This window comes from Kiloniella sp. (assembly GCF_048259265.1).
GTDB lineage: Bacteria > Pseudomonadota > Alphaproteobacteria > Kiloniellales > Kiloniellaceae > Kiloniella.
Map to the genome: position 1 here is coordinate 124,590 of NZ_JBLXHT010000001.1, position 16,747 is coordinate 141,336.

General features: G+C 44.7%; 18 protein-coding genes and 2 riboswitches. Of the genes, 13 read left to right on the top strand and 5 right to left on the bottom strand.

The window, feature by feature from the left end; genetic code table 11:
* Positions 1-5: 5 nt before the first annotated feature.
* Both ACN0QW_RS00585 and ACN0QW_RS00590 read right to left on the bottom strand, forming a co-directional pair.
* On the bottom strand, positions 6-704 hold the full coding sequence (locus tag ACN0QW_RS00585; protein ID WP_417427834.1) for a GntR family transcriptional regulator: 699 nt from the start codon (positions 702-704) through the stop codon (positions 6-8).
* A 140-nt stretch (positions 705-844) separates the two neighbouring features.
* Positions 845-1,750 carry a DMT family transporter gene (locus ACN0QW_RS00590; RefSeq protein ID WP_417427836.1) on the bottom strand — a complete coding sequence of 302 codons (906 nt, stop codon included), beginning with the start codon at positions 1,748-1,750 and terminating at the stop codon, positions 845-847.
* Positions 1,751-1,861: 111 nt separating this feature from the next.
* On the opposite strand from ACN0QW_RS00590, the gene ACN0QW_RS00595 reads away from it, so the two are divergent.
* From ACN0QW_RS00595 to ACN0QW_RS00610, 4 genes are all read left to right on the top strand, one after another.
* Positions 1,862-2,767, top strand: a complete 906-nt coding sequence (locus ACN0QW_RS00595) for a LysR family transcriptional regulator (protein WP_417427838.1) — start codon at positions 1,862-1,864, stop codon at positions 2,765-2,767.
* Between the two features lie 150 nt (positions 2,768-2,917).
* Positions 2,918-3,490, top strand: a complete 573-nt coding sequence (locus ACN0QW_RS00600; protein ID WP_417427840.1) for a hypothetical protein — start codon at positions 2,918-2,920, stop codon at positions 3,488-3,490.
* An 86-nt stretch (positions 3,491-3,576) separates the two neighbouring features.
* Positions 3,577-4,479, top strand: coding sequence for a MipA/OmpV family protein (locus ACN0QW_RS00605; protein ID WP_417427842.1), 903 nt, complete (start codon positions 3,577-3,579; stop codon positions 4,477-4,479).
* Between the two features lie 154 nt (positions 4,480-4,633).
* Positions 4,634-5,158, top strand: coding sequence for a CBS domain-containing protein (locus ACN0QW_RS00610; protein WP_417427844.1), 525 nt, complete (start codon positions 4,634-4,636; stop codon positions 5,156-5,158).
* 144 nt (positions 5,159-5,302) lie between these two features.
* Here ACN0QW_RS00610 and ACN0QW_RS00615 read toward each other — a convergent pair whose 3' ends face one another.
* Both ACN0QW_RS00615 and ACN0QW_RS00620 read right to left on the bottom strand, forming a co-directional pair.
* Positions 5,303-6,127 (bottom strand): DUF4198 domain-containing protein, encoded by an 825-nt coding sequence (locus tag ACN0QW_RS00615; RefSeq protein ID WP_417427846.1) that lies wholly within the window; start codon positions 6,125-6,127, stop codon positions 5,303-5,305.
* 146 nt (positions 6,128-6,273) lie between these two features.
* A riboswitch (cobalamin riboswitch) is annotated at positions 6,274-6,511 on the bottom strand.
* Between the two features lie 77 nt (positions 6,512-6,588).
* Positions 6,589-7,179: a TetR/AcrR family transcriptional regulator gene (locus tag ACN0QW_RS00620; RefSeq protein ID WP_417427848.1), complete on the bottom strand. Its 591-nt coding sequence runs from the start codon at positions 7,177-7,179 to the stop codon at positions 6,589-6,591.
* Between the two features lie 187 nt (positions 7,180-7,366).
* Positions 7,367-7,600, top strand: a riboswitch (cobalamin riboswitch).
* A 198-nt stretch (positions 7,601-7,798) separates the two neighbouring features.
* Here ACN0QW_RS00620 and ACN0QW_RS00625 point away from each other — a divergent pair.
* The 9 genes from ACN0QW_RS00625 to ACN0QW_RS00665 all read left to right on the top strand — a co-directional run bounded on the left by ACN0QW_RS00625 (position 7,799) and on the right by ACN0QW_RS00665 (position 15,692).
* Complete coding sequence (locus ACN0QW_RS00625) at positions 7,799-8,602, top strand: DUF4198 domain-containing protein (protein ID WP_417427850.1); 804 nt, start codon at positions 7,799-7,801, stop codon at positions 8,600-8,602.
* Positions 8,603-8,614: 12 nt separating this feature from the next.
* The gene (gene cbiM, locus ACN0QW_RS00630; RefSeq protein WP_299378667.1) at positions 8,615-9,412 is read left to right on the top strand and encodes a cobalt transporter CbiM; all 798 of its coding nucleotides are present in this window, start codon (positions 8,615-8,617) and stop codon (positions 9,410-9,412) included.
* Positions 9,399-10,052 (top strand): cobalt ABC transporter permease, encoded by a 654-nt coding sequence (locus ACN0QW_RS00635; RefSeq protein WP_417427852.1) that lies wholly within the window; start codon positions 9,399-9,401, stop codon positions 10,050-10,052. The genes cbiM and ACN0QW_RS00635 overlap by 14 nt, the downstream gene beginning before the upstream one ends.
* Before the next feature lies 1 nt (position 10,053).
* A complete protein-coding gene (gene cbiQ, locus ACN0QW_RS00640; RefSeq protein WP_417427854.1) occupies positions 10,054-10,839 on the top strand; it encodes a cobalt ECF transporter T component CbiQ in 786 nt (261 codons plus the stop codon).
* Positions 10,839-11,498, top strand: coding sequence for an energy-coupling factor ABC transporter ATP-binding protein (locus tag ACN0QW_RS00645; RefSeq protein ID WP_417427856.1), 660 nt, complete (start codon positions 10,839-10,841; stop codon positions 11,496-11,498). The genes cbiQ and ACN0QW_RS00645 overlap by 1 nt, the downstream gene beginning before the upstream one ends.
* A 276-nt stretch (positions 11,499-11,774) precedes the next feature.
* A complete protein-coding gene (locus ACN0QW_RS00650; RefSeq protein WP_417427858.1) occupies positions 11,775-12,950 on the top strand; it encodes a TAXI family TRAP transporter solute-binding subunit in 1,176 nt (391 codons plus the stop codon).
* A 241-nt stretch (positions 12,951-13,191) separates the two neighbouring features.
* Positions 13,192-14,571 carry a leucyl aminopeptidase family protein gene (locus ACN0QW_RS00655; protein WP_417427860.1) on the top strand — a complete coding sequence of 460 codons (1,380 nt, stop codon included), beginning with the start codon at positions 13,192-13,194 and terminating at the stop codon, positions 14,569-14,571.
* A gap of 150 nt (positions 14,572-14,721) precedes the next feature.
* Entirely contained in the window at positions 14,722-15,168 is a 447-nt protein-coding gene (locus tag ACN0QW_RS00660) for a universal stress protein (RefSeq protein ID WP_299378679.1), read from the top strand.
* Positions 15,169-15,353: 185 nt separating this feature from the next.
* Positions 15,354-15,692 (top strand): MarR family winged helix-turn-helix transcriptional regulator, encoded by a 339-nt coding sequence (locus ACN0QW_RS00665; protein WP_417427863.1) that lies wholly within the window; start codon positions 15,354-15,356, stop codon positions 15,690-15,692.
* Positions 15,693-15,799: 107 nt separating this feature from the next.
* Here the strand turns inward: ACN0QW_RS00665 and ACN0QW_RS00670 are convergent, their stop codons facing one another.
* Positions 15,800-16,729, bottom strand: a complete 930-nt coding sequence (locus ACN0QW_RS00670; RefSeq protein ID WP_417427865.1) for a 2-hydroxyacid dehydrogenase — start codon at positions 16,727-16,729, stop codon at positions 15,800-15,802.
* Positions 16,730-16,747 lie beyond the last annotated feature (18 nt).

A 16,747-nucleotide genomic window follows, 5' to 3' on the forward strand; every position in this document is an offset into this window, starting at 1 on the left:
TGAAGTTAGGGATCTACAGACTTATCCTGTTTGAGCTTCTCGTGAATAACACTCTGAGCAGATTCCAGATGTTTTACGAGAAGCTCTTTTGCTTTATCTCCATCGCGGGTAATACAGGCTGTTATCAGGTGTTGATGCTCTGCATTACTACGCGTTTGAGAGGATGGCTCTTTTAAGCTTAATCTCAAATAGCGTTCGGATGTGGTAAAAAGAATGGCTTGGAATTTGTACCCGATGGTTTCTTTTGCTCCGGATAGAATGATTTCGTGAAACTGACGGTTAAGTTCGCCCAACTCTTTTTGGTTCGTTGATTGAGCTTCACGGGTGATCAAATTTTGGGCGCCAGTTAGATCTTCATTTGTAAGGTTCGGGATCGAGAGTTGTAGAAGATGCGGTTCGATCACTTTTCTGAGTTCAAAAATTTCAATCATTTCCCGAATTGATCCCGGAAGAACCCGTGCCCCTCTGTTTCGCTCGAAGCTGATAAGGTTCTCACCTTCCAAAGTCCGCAGGGCTTCCCTGACGGGGATTTTACTGACACCCATTGCATCTGCGGCCGTATCTTGTCGGACAAGGCTGTGTGGCGGAAGAGTACCTGAGATAATTGCTTCGCGCAGAACGTTAGCAACAAAGACAGGGGTTGATACCTGCTCGTCAGTAAAGCGAGAGACGATACTTTTAAGGTCACTGTGATCGCTGATCATAGGGAGTTTATCTGGCCTTGTCGTTGGTGATATGTCGAGAGCTTTGCCGTTCATACACGAAGACAAAGCTAGAGCTACTTTAGCTCATATAATAGCCAAGACCCAAGAAGGTAATGCTTAAGAGCTTCGCCATGAGGCTCTTAGGAAGATTGGGGCACTTTTTTTCGATAGATACCCATTCCAATCAAACAGCCTGTAATGATAATGGCAGCACCGGTTCCTGTGGACCAGCTTAGACTTTCGCCAAAGAGAAAGAATCCCAAAAGCGCAGAGAAAAGTATTGAGCTATATGTTAGCGGCGTTAGCAAAACCACATTCGCTTTTCTGAAAGCAAATAGGTTGAGGGTTTGCCCCAAAATGGCAATGGGTCCCATTAAAAGAACAGGCCACCAATTTTCCAGACCATGCCACTGTCCCCAAATCAAAGTAGGAATGAGTAACAAGAGGCTAGCCAGTCCGTTCACGTATAGCAGAGTTACAGGAATAGCTTCTCTTTCACTGACGAATTTGATGACGATGATTTCAACGGCCATGCAGCAAGCGGCAAGAAGTGCAATGAGAGCTGCAGGACTAAAAAAGGCGTTTTGACCACCGTTTGAACTATTAGATGCGACAAGACTTGCCCCAAAGATGGTGATGATAATTGACGCCCAGTGACGAGGCAGAACACGTTCACCTAGAATAACGCCTGCTAAAATAAGGACGATGGCTCCGTTAGAAAAGCTGATGGTTATGACATCTGCAAGTGGGATCAGGGATGCGGCAATGACCACGCAAGCTACGGAACCAATACCAGCAATTGAACGTCCAATATGGAGAAGCCCCAAACTGCTTTTTAGGCTGTTTCCTTTGCAGTGCCATCGCCATACGGTAGGGAGCAGAAAAATCAGCCCACCTGTATAGCGGATAAAAACAATCTGGAACCAAGGTAGATCTGTGCCTGAACCTTTGGGTAACGTAAACATGGCCGAGAAAAGAAAGGCGGCAAACAGTACGGCGAACATTGCCTGAAAGTTTGTTTTATTATGCTCTGTGTACGTAAACATTTTCTGCCTGTAGATCGTTAGTTGGCCGTATTTCTATAAATAGATCTATTCATTAATGTATGGTATGAAAAAAAATGTAACTTTGATATGCGTAAATGAATAGGGGCGTGAATGTTTAAGTCGCCATATGATTGGGATGATATCAGAGTTTTTCTTTCAGTCTATGAAAGGAGATCTTTTTCTGCAGCAGCACGAGAGTTAGGCATGAGCCAACCAACCGTCGGGCGCAGAATAAAATCTTTGGAAAATGGACTGAAGAATCGCCTCTTCGAGCGATTGTCCGAAGGACTATCCCCAACGGAAGCCGGTGTGATGCTGGCTTCAAAGGCCTTTCCCATGGCTGAAGCGGCTGAAACGTTGGATCGTCAAAGCACACTTTTGGCAGCAGATTCAGTTGGGACGGTCAGAGTCTCGATGAATGAACAGATAGGAATGTTACTGGCCAAATATGTTCATCGGATAAGGAAAGCCTTGCCTAGAATTGAGCTTGAATTGATCACAACGCATGTAGAGGCAAGTCTGTCGCGACGAGAAGCCGATTTGGTAATTCGTTTTTGTAAGCCCAAACAGGGAAATCTTTTCACACAAAAATTAAGCGATATGCCTTTTGCTGTTTTTACATCAAAGAACAGTGACATCACACCCTTATCGCAAGGGAATGATCTAGAGGATTGGCTTGGACAGAAAAATTTACCTTGGATCGGATGGGATGAAGAACACAGGTATCAACCGGATGCGACATGGATGCGATCAACGCTTCAAACGGTTGTGCCTACTATTCGAATTAGTAATGCGATGATGATGCAAACGGTTCTGCGAGAGAATTTGGGCGTTGGATTATTGCCTTCTGCCGCGGGAGACCATGATCCTCAACTAAAAAGATTAACACCGGATATTCCAGGGTTGATTTCGAACCTTCATTTAATCGTACACGGTGATTTACGTTTTGTGCCTGCTATCAGATCTGTGATGAACGAGCTATTGATAATTTTCAGGATGATGCAGACGTCACATTAACTGTCGTACACATTTTGATGAAATTCATAAATGGGTCATTTATTTTTCATGTGATTGATATTTCCCTGCCCTATCAATTGTTTGTCTATCAACGTTTGATAATAAATTTTGGTGGACCGAACACGTAGTTGATCAGAAGGGCTATTAATAATGGTGCAAAAACCAGTTCATGTTCTTTTTTTAAGCACAGAGAATTCAGCGAGAAGTCTGATCGGGGAAACGCTTTTGCGGGACTTTGGGGGCGGCCGTGTTCGGTCTTTTAGTGCGGGAATGGAACCGGATGGTCAAATGATACCAATGGTCGAGCAGTTTCTCAAAGCCAAGGGATATGACACAGCTGGGCTTTTTTCAAAAACTCACAAGTTATTTATGGAAGATGGGGCCCCGGATATTGACCTTGTCATCAGTATTAGCGCGCCTGATGAAAATCAGCCTGTTTTGGGGCCTTTGGGTGCTTTGCGAGTCCATTGGCAAATGCCGAGTTTACGCAGGCTGAAAACATCTTCTAACCAAAAAATGTTTATCAAAGCTATTTATAAGCAATTGGAAGATTCAATATGCCAAGCGTTGCAACAATCTTGGGATGGCTTGTCAGTACGCGATGTTCAACGTCTTTTTGAAAGGGTTGGGCCTGTGCCGCTGAAGGGTGTAAAGCCCGATGAAATGATTTTGCCTGAATACTACTTCAATGACATTTTCGGCACCGAGTTGGCGTTAGCCTAAAACAACTTTTAAATTTCAGCGGTCAGGCCTCTGTCAGAAAGCTCTCTTATAAGCACGGTATATTTTCGCTGTTTAATGAGGGACTCATGTTTAAGTGCCGTTCTGTATTTTCTTATATATCTTTATCTGTTTTAGAAGGTGAAGATGGTAAGCTGATTGATATTCGCCCAAGCAAACTGATTAAGTTTGTGTCGTTCTCGTCATTTATTTTTTTCAATCTTGCACCATTGGCTGTGGCTGATGATCAAGTCGTGGCAGGCAGTGGTAAGTCTAGTGACTTTGTTGATGCCGCGCTAAGTGACTGGGATTTTTCTATTGGTGCAGGGGCCGGGTTTGGGCCTGACTATGAAGGCTCTGATGAATATGGTGTGGGGGCGATGCCTATACTCGAAGCCTCTTGGTTAGATGATACGCTCTTTATTTCGCTTGATCGCGGTATTGGGGCGACATTCCTGCGGTCAGAACATTTTTCAGGGGGCGTTTCCCTGAACTATGACTGGGGGAGAGATGAGGGCGATAATTCGGCCCTGAAGGGACTAGGTGATGTTGATGCCGGCCTCGCAGGGACTGCTTTTGCTGAACTTGATTTGGGAATGTACGCATTGGGTTTAGACGTAACCCAGGATCTAAGCGGAGAAGACAAAGGTCTTCTTGCCAGCCTGAATGCTGAATATCGACATAGTTTTCTTGATGAACGTCTTTGGATTTCAGCGGGCCCATCTGTTAGTTGGGCATCAGAAGATTATATGCAGTCTTATTTTGGCGTGAATAGCAAGCAAGCTTCCAGAAGCAAGTATAACCAACATGATGCTGATGCAGGTTTAAAGGATGTCGGATTTAACTTGGGAGCAACGTATAGCTTTGATGAAAATTGGGCAATGAACGGGGCGTTAGGTTATGCGCGTTTGTTGGGAGATGCTGCTGATAGTCCTTTTGTCGAAAGTAAAAACCAGTTCTTTGGTGGTCTTGCGGTTACGTATAGTTTTTAACACTCGTTAAGCGTGCTGGCAGGCTTTTCTAATCCGCCAACTGTCCCGGGAGTCTATATGACTAGGTCTTCCGGGAACTTTTTTGAAACAAAAGTTATGTCCTAAAATTCTTGTGCTATACTCAAAATACAGCAGAACACGAGGAGGATTATAAATGCTATTTTCCGGTGATTTCAGCGCCGCAATCTATCAAAGTGACAGCGGTTCTGGTTCTGGCCAGGCGGGAGGATCTTCTGGGGGTGCTTCCGGTGGTGCGGTTAAAGACATTCTTGCGGATAAAGGCGGGGACATTCACACGATTACGACGAAGCATACTGTTCAAGAAGTCATTGATATGCTCAATTCTTTTAAAATCGGGGCTTTGGTTGTTGCTGATGATGACAATCGTCCTGTCGGTATTGTGTCTGAACGCGATGTTGTGGTCGGGATCGGGCAAAAAGGGAAAGGCCTTTTTACCGATAAAATTGATACGATTATGACGGCTAATCCTATTTGTTGTGCGCCAGATGCAAGAGTACATGATGTCATGCAAAAAATGACTGATGGTCGCTTCCGTCATATGCCGGTTGTTTCAGAAGGCAAGTTGTGTGGAATGATCTCAATCGGCGATGTGGTGCGTAAACGTCTTTTGGAATTAGAGTATGAAAATAAACAGATGATGGCCTATATGTCAGGCTAAGCCTGTACTGTATTCAACAGGTGACAGGATAATCTTTTGTGAATAAGCGGCGGGCTCTGAAATTGAGCCCACCGCTTTGTTGTTTTATAACCTGTTTTATATTGAGGTTATTTCTTCTGGCAATAATTCCGGATCTTGGAAATTCTATTGCGGCATGTCTTGGGTATGTACCCAAATCAAGCCGCCTTCTTCTACCAGTGCCTCTGTACCGTCAGGTGCCAGTAATGTTTTTCCGTTATCCAGAAGAGCAGCAAATCCCCACCACCCGGCTTTTGGCATTGCATAGTGGAAAACACCATTTTTGTCGGTCTGTACAACTTGGGTGATAAAAGGCGTCGCTGGGATAGCGACCTGCCCTTCTCCTCGATATTCAATCTCGATCGTCGCATGTGGTTCAGGCTGCCCATTGTTGAGCACTTGCCCTGTAAACAAATTATTTGTCCATAGGCCATAAGGCCTGCTCAATGGAATAATTTCGACGGGCAATCCAATGGGATCTTTCCAGCCGTTTTCCAAGCCATAGGCGTTTACCACTACTTTTGTGTAGTGGATAATCATGGCTTGTTCTTCTGGTTCCCAATAGGGTTTGGGGACGAGGTAGAAACTATAGTCCCCGGCACGTTTTATTTTGTGGTTTGCAACATAGGATGTTGCATTTGCAGGGTTAAGTTTTCCCTCGATCGTTGTGGATTGAAGGGCTGCTGTTAAATCGTACTTTTCCCCCGCGACTTGCACGCCAAATAAATTTGGCTGTTCCATTTCCATAAGTGGCGCCCCTTCCATCGGATGGGTGAACCGGATATCGAATGAAAAGTCACTCTCAGCACTTTTAGTTATTAGTGAAGATGAAGGGATAAGCTCTATGAAATGTGCTTTAGCCTGTTGAGAAGAAAATATTGTTAAGAAAATAGTTAAGAGGAGAGCCCACGATGATTTTGAGTTTTTTTTGTGTTTCATTCGTAAAAACATGATACGCGCCTTGTCTAAAAAAAGTTATGACAATGGCAGTGCGAGTTTAGACATTGATCTCAAGATCAGCTTAGAACCGCGCCTTGCCAGTATCGACAGGCACGCCACTCGACGGAAAACCGCCCTAATGAACACCCCGTTCATCAGACAGGTGACGTTAAATCGGCAGGTCTCCTGGCTTACAACGTAAGAGCATTGTCCCTTCCCGATACGTTCCAGAAGTTAAAAATTCTGGAAAGTACCAGTGGTAATAACAAGCTTTAAGTCGTTTACAGTTGCGGGGGCAGCCACGGTTCAAGATTCCCTGATGGGTAGATCCTTCCGTGTTCCCTATTATTTCCGGATCAAATTTTCACCCGAAAAACCGATTCCGGGGCAGTGTGTCTTTTTCAAGAGGATAGATCAATTTAATTGTACATAGTGATTACAAATGAAATTCTTCTACCTTGAATTATTTAAGCTTAAATTTTTCCGCCAGTCATTTTACTGTCCGAAAGAAGTGCTCTTGTTTGAATAGAAGCGAGATCACGTGCCCAGCTATCTGGTGCGTCTGGAAACAGGCTGTAGAATCCGATGTATCCTGTGTAATCAATCACGGCGTAATTACGCGCGGTCTCCAAGGATAGGTTAGAGGATTTTTGATACATTTCTGTTAATAAATTGATTCGAATTTCATCAACCTTTGAGACAACTTCTTTGACCTGATTATCTGCCTGTGCCCATGCGCGAATTGCAAGATCAACAGCGAGGTCTTTTTCAAACGCGAGGTTAAAAAGCATTTCATATTGGGCTTCGGGATCTTCTACATCTCTTATTTCGTCAAATATATCTTGTGTATAGTCCTTTTCCCAAAAAGCGAGTAGCTCCTGTTTGAAGGTTGCGAAGCTTTTGAAGTGATGGTAAAAACTGCCTTTGGTTAATTGAAGCTTCAGACATAATCGTGGAATGTTGAGCGCCTGAAAGCCTTCTTCGGATAAGATCTCCATGGCGGGATTAAGCCAGTTCTGACCACTGGGTGTCGTTTTTGATATGCTATTTGAAGAGGGCATCATGTGTACTCGTATCGAATTCATTCAAAGACATACTGATAAGTATGCCGTTTGTTGTGAAATGCCAAGTAGATTACTTCAGTAAAATAATGGATAAAAAATCAGGTAGATTTATTTGAATACGCGATGAATTATTAAGACGCACCTGTCCTTTTGACATCTAGGACTTGCAGGATTTTTTTTCTCCGCATAAACTCGCGCCATGCATGGTTCCCCACGGATGAAGTCGTCCGGGGATTAAAAGGGAACACGGAAGGATCTACCCATCAGGGGATCTTGAACCGTGGCTGCCCCCGCAACTGTAAACGGTGAGTTCTTACCAAGAATAACCACTGGCATGATCGAAAGGTTTAGTGCCGGGAAGGTTTGGTGATTGAGCAACGATCCGTGAGCCAGGAGACCTGCCGGCATAATGTCACTAGACCAAAGGGCGGGGAGCACCATTGGTGACGGACATCCGTTTGTGGCGTGCCTTTGAGCCAAGCTGCTGGAATAAGCTTAAGCAGGAATGCCTGTTCATGCTTTGACGAGATGTCTGATTTTTTTCTCGGATTCCAATCAGCTTATTTTAGGAACGTTGTCTTCAATGGATTGCATTGAAGGTAGGGGATTTTTGAACGCGATGAAAAAAATACTTCTTTGTGGAACGGTTGCTTGTGGTGTCGTTTTTGGCGGACTGGCAACTTTTATTTCTGGTGCGCAAGCACACTTCCAATTGGTTTATACACCAGAGACTATGCTTGAAAAGGGTGGAGAAATAACATTAAAAATGCCATTCACACACCCTGCTGAATCAGGCCATGTGATGGAAATGGGAACACCAGAAGAGTTTTACGTTATTCGTAAAGGTAAAAGGAAAGACCTGATGGATAGCTTGAAAGTCATCGAGTGGACCAGTAATGAAAATACAGGAAAAGCTTACGAAGCTTCTGTGAAGTTACGCGGTCTTGGTGACAACGTTTTTGTCTTAAACCCAGCACCTTTTTACGAAGCAAGTGAAGACATATTTATTCAACAAATTACAAAATCGTATGTGAACGTTGGTGATCTTCCAACTGACTGGGCTGAGCCTCAGGGTTTGAAAACTGAAATCCGCCCCCTGACAAAGCCTTATAACGTTATTGAGGGGGGAACATTTTCCGGGGTTGTTTTATCCGAGGGAAAACCAGTTCCGTTTGCTGAGATTGAAGTTGAGTATCTCAACTATCCTGCAGATCCTGAAAATAATCGCTTTGCAAGTGAAGCCCGGATTTCGTCACCTGCACACGCAATTTTAGCGGATGCGTCTGGTACTTTTACTTTCGGTATTCCCGAAGAAGGATTTTGGGGCTTTGCAGCTCTTGGCGTTGGGCCGGATAAAGAGCACGAAGGTAAAGAGCTTTCTCAGGATGCTGTGATTTGGATTCAAGCCCGAGATATTGATTAAGGATAAATAACGATGCATATCGTTGATGGTGCCTTATCAAATCCAGTTCTCATTGGCGGCGGCGTTATCGCCGCCGCTGGTGTGGCCTATAGTTTGAAAAAGCTGGAACCGGAAGACTTACCACGGGTCGGGGTATTATCGGCTGTCTTTTTCGTGGTCTCTTTGATTCACGTCCCGCTCGGTTTTTCCTCAGTTCATCTTATTTTGAATGGGCTGTTAGGCATTATTCTCGGCTGGGCAGCTTTTCCCGCACTTGTAGTTGCCTTGTTGTTACAAGCTGTTTTCTTCGGTTTTGGGGGGCTGACAGTACTGGGCGTTAATGCAGTAAATATTGCTTTTCCCGCTGTGATGGTTTTCTTTATCTGTCGGTGGGGTATTACTGCTCAACAACAAAATCTGGCCAAACTTGTGGCCGATGCGTTGTTTGCTATCTTCTTTGTCTTATCTATCTGGGCCAGTGTTTCTCTTTACGAAACCTATCAGGTCGAAGGGGCAACATGGCGTGTTTCAGTAAATAGTATCTCTTTGGCACTCTTTGCTGTGGTGATGATTTACGGATACATCCTTTACCGCCGGAAAATTCTTTCTGTTGCTGGTTTCTGGGGGTTTCTGGGCGGATCTCTATCCATCTTTTTTACGGCGATTATGGTTGCGATTTCGCTCGCCTTATCCGGGGATGAATTCGCAAAGGCTGCTGAGTTTGTCATCGTCGCACACTTCCCTGTAATGGCAGTGGAAGGCATCTTAACAGCCGCGACTATTCAATTAATTACAAAGGTTAAACCGGAGCTGATCAATGCTGTACGGTAAATTAAAATTTGCAGCATTTTTGCTCGCATCTCTTCTTACGCTCGGCGTCTATTCGAATGCTTGGGCACATAAAGTTATTTCAGCCGCTTATCCTGATGGAAATATCATCGAAGGTGAAATTGGGTTTTCCAATGGGGATATGGCAAAAAACCTTCTTGTTGAAGTTTTTGATCCGGAAGATAACAAGCTGGGTGAGACAACAACGGACGAGGAAGGATTTTTTATCTTCACGGCGACCAAGAAGGTCGATCATATTTTTCGTGCGAATTTGAGCGCGGGACATATTGCAACACTGACTGTTACTGCAGAGGAGTTGCCTAATAATCTCGAAGGTGGAAGTGTTCCTGAGATATCATCGAGTCAGGAAGTTGTCTCTTCTGATAATGATGTCGCTCAGCCCATTGTCTCAGACACAGGTGGCAATCTTGTGATTATTGATCAGGTCGCTTTGGAGAAGCTTGTTTCAAAAACGTCCAAAGAAGTACGGTCTTTGCGAAAAGAGCTGGCGCAATACAAAGAAGAACGTCGCATGCAGGATATCCTGGGGGGTATTGGTTATATCCTTGGAATCTTTGGTATAGCATCTTTCCTTCTCGGTCGCAGACAGACCAAGAAGAACGATATGGTTAAGGGCGCGTAATATGACACAGGTACTGGGCGAAGTTTCGCAATCTTGGGCCGTTAAGAATGATCAGAGCCGATCTGAAGCATTTTTAAAAAGCCTAGACCCGCGTGTTCGCCTTGTTTCTTGTGTACTGCTCGCCTTTCTTATTTCAGCAATGCATGATCTGAGTGCTTTGACCCTTGCTCTTGGTGTTGGGGTAGGGCTCTCACTGTCATCACGTTTGCCGTTATGGACAACGGTCCGAAAGGTTATTGTTGTCGACTCATTCATTGTGGTTTTGATGCTGACACTTCCCTTTACAATGGAGGGGGAGGCCCTTTTCTCTGTCTGGGGATGGGATGCCAGTAAAGAAGGGCTTTACCGTGCGGCAGAGGTTGGACTGAAGGCGAACGCCATACTCTTTTCCCTCATGGGATTAGTCGGTATTATGGAGCCATCAGTCTTGGGGCACGCACTTTATCGCCTGAAAGTTCCGGCAAAGCTGGTGCATTTATTCCTTTTCACTGTGCGTTATATTGATGTTTTCTACAAAGAATACAAAACCATGCGCATGGCGATGAAAGCCCGTGGTTTTGTTCCCCGGACGAATATACATACGTTGCGTTCTATTGGGTATCTAATTGGTATGATGCTAGTTAGAAGTCTTGAGAGATCTGATCGGATTATGGAAGCAATGAAATGTCGAGGCTTCGACGGGCGATTCCATATTTTGAATAATATGAAGATAGAAACGCGCGACCGTATTTTTTCAGTCTGTGCGGCTGTTGTTATTTTAGGCCTGTTGGCTGTGGAGTATTTTTGATGGCGTCGCTGATTTCGCTACGTGGTCTGCATTTTTCCTACGCAAGTGGATTGGATGTTCTCAAAGGGGTGAATTTTGAACTTAATGCCGGGGATCGTGTGGCTTTAACTGGCAGTAATGGTGCCGGTAAGAGTACCCTTCTTCGCTTGATAAACGGTTTGGAAACACCCAATAGCGGTGAAATTCATGCTTTTGGGGCTGTGCGACAACAGGAAAAAGATTTTCGTGATGTCCGGGTGCGTGCCGGATTGGTTTTCCAGGATCCTGATGATCAGCTTTTTTGCCCAACGGTTGCCGAAGACCTAGCTTTTGGCCCCTTGAATTTAGGCAAGTCATCCGAAGAAGTTGCTGAAATCGTCGGACGTACCCTTGAGCTTTTAAGGTTAGAACATCTGGCCGATAGAATTACGCATAAATTATCTGGCGGCCAAAAAAGGCTTGTTGCCTTGGCAACAGTTATGGCGTTAGAGCCCGAAGTTCTTTTACTTGATGAACCGACAAATGATCTGGATCGGGATACAAAGCAACATTTGATTTCGTTGCTGACAGAGCTTCCGCAAGCCATGATCATTGTATCGCACAATCATCATTTTCTGAACAGGGTGGCAACCCGACAAGTCGAACTGTCTGATGGCGTGCTTATGGAGCAGGCCGCTTAATTTTACCGCCTTTTATTAGCCCGGCTAATTACGGCCATAAATATACCCACACTCTGTCACTATTCATTGCTAAATTCTGCGTTAAAGCTAAAAACGGATGAAATCGACTAGACTTTTCCGTTGGTTTACTAAAGAGGTAATGCCTTGTGTCGTAAAATTTTTAAGTAATAAAAAAATTGTTATAATGGCAAGGTTGTAATTAACTTTTAACCAGTTGTGTCGTAGGATAAGAAAAGCTTCCCAGCGACTAATCTGTTATAAGAGAAAGGCAGTCGGTTGTTTTCGACGTCCTCTAGGTACCGTTTCTTTCAAAAGAGCATCCAAAACTTCGTTATTGTCGCTTCTATTTTCTGTATATCGATACTTTCGAATATTAGTTTGGCCCAAGATACGCCTGTGTTTCGAATTGGAACCGGGGCGACAATAGGAAATTATTTTCCGTTGGGTGGCATTATTGCCAGTTCTATCAGCAAGCCAGTGGGGTCTCGCGCCTGTGAAAAAGGTGGTAGTTGCGGTGTTGACGGCCTTTTGTCTGTGAGTGTCTCGACGCAAGGGTCTGTTTCTAATGTGATTGGTATTTCTAATGGCACGCTTGAGGGGGGCTTTGCGCAAGCTGATGTTGTCTTCTGGGCATTGCGGGGCGAGCATGTTTTCCGCACTCGCGGTGCTATTGGCAACCTTAGAAGTGTTGCGAACCTATATCCGGAAGCAATGCATCTTGTGGTTGGTATCAATAGTGGTATTCGATCTCTTGAAGATCTTGAAAAGAAAAAAGTCTCTATTGGACCAGCAGGTTCTGGTACAAATGCAGCTGCGCAGTTACTCTTGGAAACCCGGGGTGTCAGGGTTTCGAAAGAAAATATGTTCACTTTGTCAGACAGTGAATCATACGAAGCCATTGCAAGTGGTGAAATCGATGCCTTTTTCATGATTGCGGGGGCGCCAGCAAGGTTGGTCTCGGTTCTGACTGATCGACACAAAGCAAGACTTTTGTCTCTCAGTCAAACTGACGTTGAAATCCTGCAAGAAATATATCCTTTCTTTTCTGGGGGGACGATTGGTGTTGGCACCTATAAAAATACATCTGATACACTGGCCCTGATGGTTCCAGCCCAGTTTTTGGTGCGAGATGACTTGGATAACGATTTGGTTTATGGAATTACCAAGGCATTGTGGCATGAAACCACTGCAGAAAACCTGACAAAAGGGCATGCACTTGGCCAGTATATAACCCGGGAAACCGCTTTGGATGGTCTGATCTTACCTCTACACCCTGGGGCTGAACGATTTTACCGTGAAATTGGCATGATCCCGGAAGTAGAAGAAACCTTTATGGATGAAGACCTAGAAGAAGGTCAGGATGTGTCCGAAGACGGCGATCAGGTCGTGATTGACGATGAAACATCAAATGAAATTAATTCTACTGATGCTGAAAAAGGTGTTGAAGAGTAGTTTGATGGTTTTAACGGTTTGACGCGCTACCCAAAGCTCAATAGCTAGGATCGATACGGATTTCTCTATGCTCAAATTTATTTTCCACGCCCATCTTTCAGAATAACTTTGCCATAGTATTATATTGTTTTGAGCCTAAAAAAGACTGTGCACTGTACTTATCTGGTTGTAACATCAGCAGCATTCATTTCTATGTGGGCACTGTTTTGTTTCTCACGATCTGGTAATTTGTAGGAAAAACATGAGTTTTCAACTAATTGATTCTGCTCCAAAGCAGGCTATACCTTTAATCTTTTTAAACAAAAAACAATTTGATGAGCAGCTACAAGAAAATGCCAAGGGCATATCATGGATGACTGCAAACGGGTTTAAAGCTGATGAGGGGGCGACCTGTTCACTACCGGATCAGAATGATGGTGTTAAAGCCATCGTCGTCGGGTTTGGAGATCAGGATGTTCCCGGTCTATGGACCGCTGCGGGGTTAAGTCAAAACCTTCCAGAGGGTACTTACTACCTCAAAGATGAGCTTTCTCAGGAAGCTGCAACACAGGTTGCTCTGGGATGGGCGATTGGGACGTACCAGTTCACACGCTACAAGAAGAACAACAAGATTCAAGCGACACTTGTTTGGCCTAAAGGGGCGGATCAAACACAGGTTCACGCCCTTGCAAGTGGTGTTCACCTGACACGTGATTTGATTAATACGCCGAGTAACGACATGGGGCCAGAAGAGCTTGCTACCGCAGCTTCACAATTGGCTGGTGAATACGAAGCCGATTGTAATGTCATCGTCGGTGACAAGCTTATCGAAGCTAACTATCCGGCGATTTACGAGGTTGGTAAGGCTTCTGTCCGTGCCCCCCGATTGATTGATTTCAGATGGGGAGATGCAGGTCCCAAAATTACACTTGTGGGCAAGGGTGTTTGTTTTGATACCGGTGGTCTGGATCTCAAATCTGCGGCTGGTATGTTACTTATGAAAAAGGATATGGGCGGTGCTGCTCATGTACTGGGGATTGCTGCGGCAATAATGCAAAGTAACCTGCCTTGCCAGTTACGAGTTCTTATTCCTGCTGTTGAAAACGCAGTTTCCGGAAATGCATTCAGACCATCCGATATCATTAAAACTCGTAAAGGTCTTACAGTCGAAATCGGAAATACAGATGCTGAAGGGCGCTTGGTTCTGTGTGATGCCCTTGCCGAAGCAAGTCGGGCGAAACCGGATCTGATTATTGATTTTGCGACGTTAACGGGTGCTGCGCGTGTTGCCTTAGGTACTGATTTACCTGCTATGTTCTGTAATGATGACGAGACAGCAGAGAAGCTGCGTCAACATTCCATAACGACAGGTGATGAAGTTTGGCGCATGCCGTTGTACCAACCTTATCGAAAACTACTGGATAGCAAGATTGCTGATCTGAACAATATATCTGGTGGCCCCTATGCCGGCGCGATCACGGCAGCGTTGTATTTGCAGGAATTTGTTGAGAAAGATATTCCGTGGGCGCATTTTGACGTCATGGCTTATAACAATTCGTCTTCGCCAGGGAAGCCAGAAGGTGGTGAAGCTCTTGGCCTGAGAGCTGTTTATTCTATGGTTAAAGAAATGGTCGGACAATAAGCTTTTACTTTCCCGGATCTACAGAAAAACGTAATGGATTGCTTTTTTGCATTTCAGGGTTGTTCATAGAGATTGGGAAAATTCTCTTATTTTATGCTAATGTTCTTTTGAATTTGGTTTTAATAACTGTCTTACAGATGGAGTATGACAATGTTCAATAAAATCCTTTGTGCGGTTGATGGTTCCGAGCATAGTATGCGGGCCGTTCAAAAAGCCGCAGCCCTGGCCCTTAAGTTTGAAGGTGAGCTTGTTTTTTTGACAGTTGCAAAAGCTGTCAAAATGAACGAAGGGTTGCGCCGCTTTATGGAGGTTGAACACGTTTCTGGTCAGGACGCACAATATGTTCTTGATTCCTTTAGCCAAGAAGTTCTCAACGAAGCAAAAGAAATTGCTAAAAAAGTTGGTGTTGAGAATATCAAGACTGAAGTAAAAGTTGGCCCACCTGCGAGATCGATTGTTGAATTTGCCGACAAAAACAAAGTCGATGCGATTGTGATGGGGAGCCGTGGTCACGGTGATTTGGAATCCCTTCTTCTGGGATCTGTTTCTCATAAAGTGGCAAGTTTGAGTAAAGTTACCTGTGTTACCGTTCGGTAATATATAGCTGTTTGACTTATATTGGCTTTATTGCTTGTGCCGAAAAAATGCATGAGTTTTTAAGCCAACTTGAGCAAGAAAGTTAAACGGCTATGATGCTCCTGTAACGTATTGAAGGAATATCTTGAGTTTGGTCCTGTTTGTGTTCTAGAATCATTGCGATTGCGGAACGTTTGGGATTGATCGTGGATATACCAGCGAAACAGGCTTTAGAATTATGGCGAGGCGTTATGGTCACAGCTCTGCAAAAAGGGCTGCCAGATCTGACGTCTCGCCAATTTACTTTATTGCTTCATGTATATCTCAAAGATCAGGAACATACTGTTCGTGGGTTGGCAGAAGAGCTGAATATGTCAAAACCAGCCGTGACGCGTGCTCTTGATCGTCTAGGAAAGTATGACTTTGTTCGCCGGAAAACGGATGAGAATGACCGCCGCTCGATCCTTGTGCAACGAACAATCAAAGGTTCCGTTTATTTACGAGAGTTTGGGGATATGGTCGAACAATATGCCGAAGAAGTCTAAGGCCCATCGCATCTGAACCCTCAAGTTTCGGCAGAGGATTTCCAGTCATTAAATATCTGTTTTTGATAGAGTGAATTTGGTGTCTCATGGAATACACCGTGACAGGCCTAATACCCTCGTTTCATATCGACAACATTTAATAGCTCTTCTCCGCTTTCAAAGCGCCGGATACCATCGGCTACATTACGGGCGCTAGAGCTTGGGTGTGTTGTGCTGGCAGCATGCGGCGTAATCGTGATTTTGGGATGATCCCAAAAGGGATGGCTTTGATCCAGTGGTTCGGACTTGAACACATCCAGAGTTGCCTCGGACAGATGGCCTGAATCCAGTGCTTTTATTAAGTCCTCTTCAACCAGGTGGCCGCCTCTTGCCGCATTGATAATACTCGCATCTTTGGGCAGCATGGCGAAAAGATCTCTATTAAGAATATCTTCTGTTTCGTAAGTCAGAGGCAGCAGGCAGACCAATATTTCGGTTGTTTTTAGAAAGTCTTCAAGCTGATCTGCACCCGCATAGGTTTTTATGCCTGGTCGTTCCCGGTGGGTCCGGCTCCACCCTGCGACATCAAAGCCGAGATAGCTTAGCTTACCTGCGACATCTGAACCCAAGACTCCCATACCCATAATACCAACCCGCCTATCCCAGGTTACTGGCGGGACATGCAACGCCCACTCCTTACGGTTCTGCTGTTCGCGATACAACCGCATACTTTTGTGGTGGTTTAGGACCGCCATGACAACATATTCTGTCATGCCTGACGTCAAAGACGAATCAACCATTCGCACAACGGGGACGTTTTCGGGTAAATCCGGGTCCGAGGCCAGATGGTCTATCCCGGCACCTAGGGAAAAAATAACTTTTAAATTTGGTAGGGATTTGAGCAGTCCCTTGGGGGGCTGCCAGACAAGGGCGTACTCTATGTCTTCTTTATTTCCAATCTCTGGCAACAGACGCATATCGAGATCAGGGATTTCATCGCGCAGATATTTACGCCACAAATCCAACTTGTCCGTTTCAGAAATAAAAAGAAGTGCCATCAAGAGCCCCTAATGATC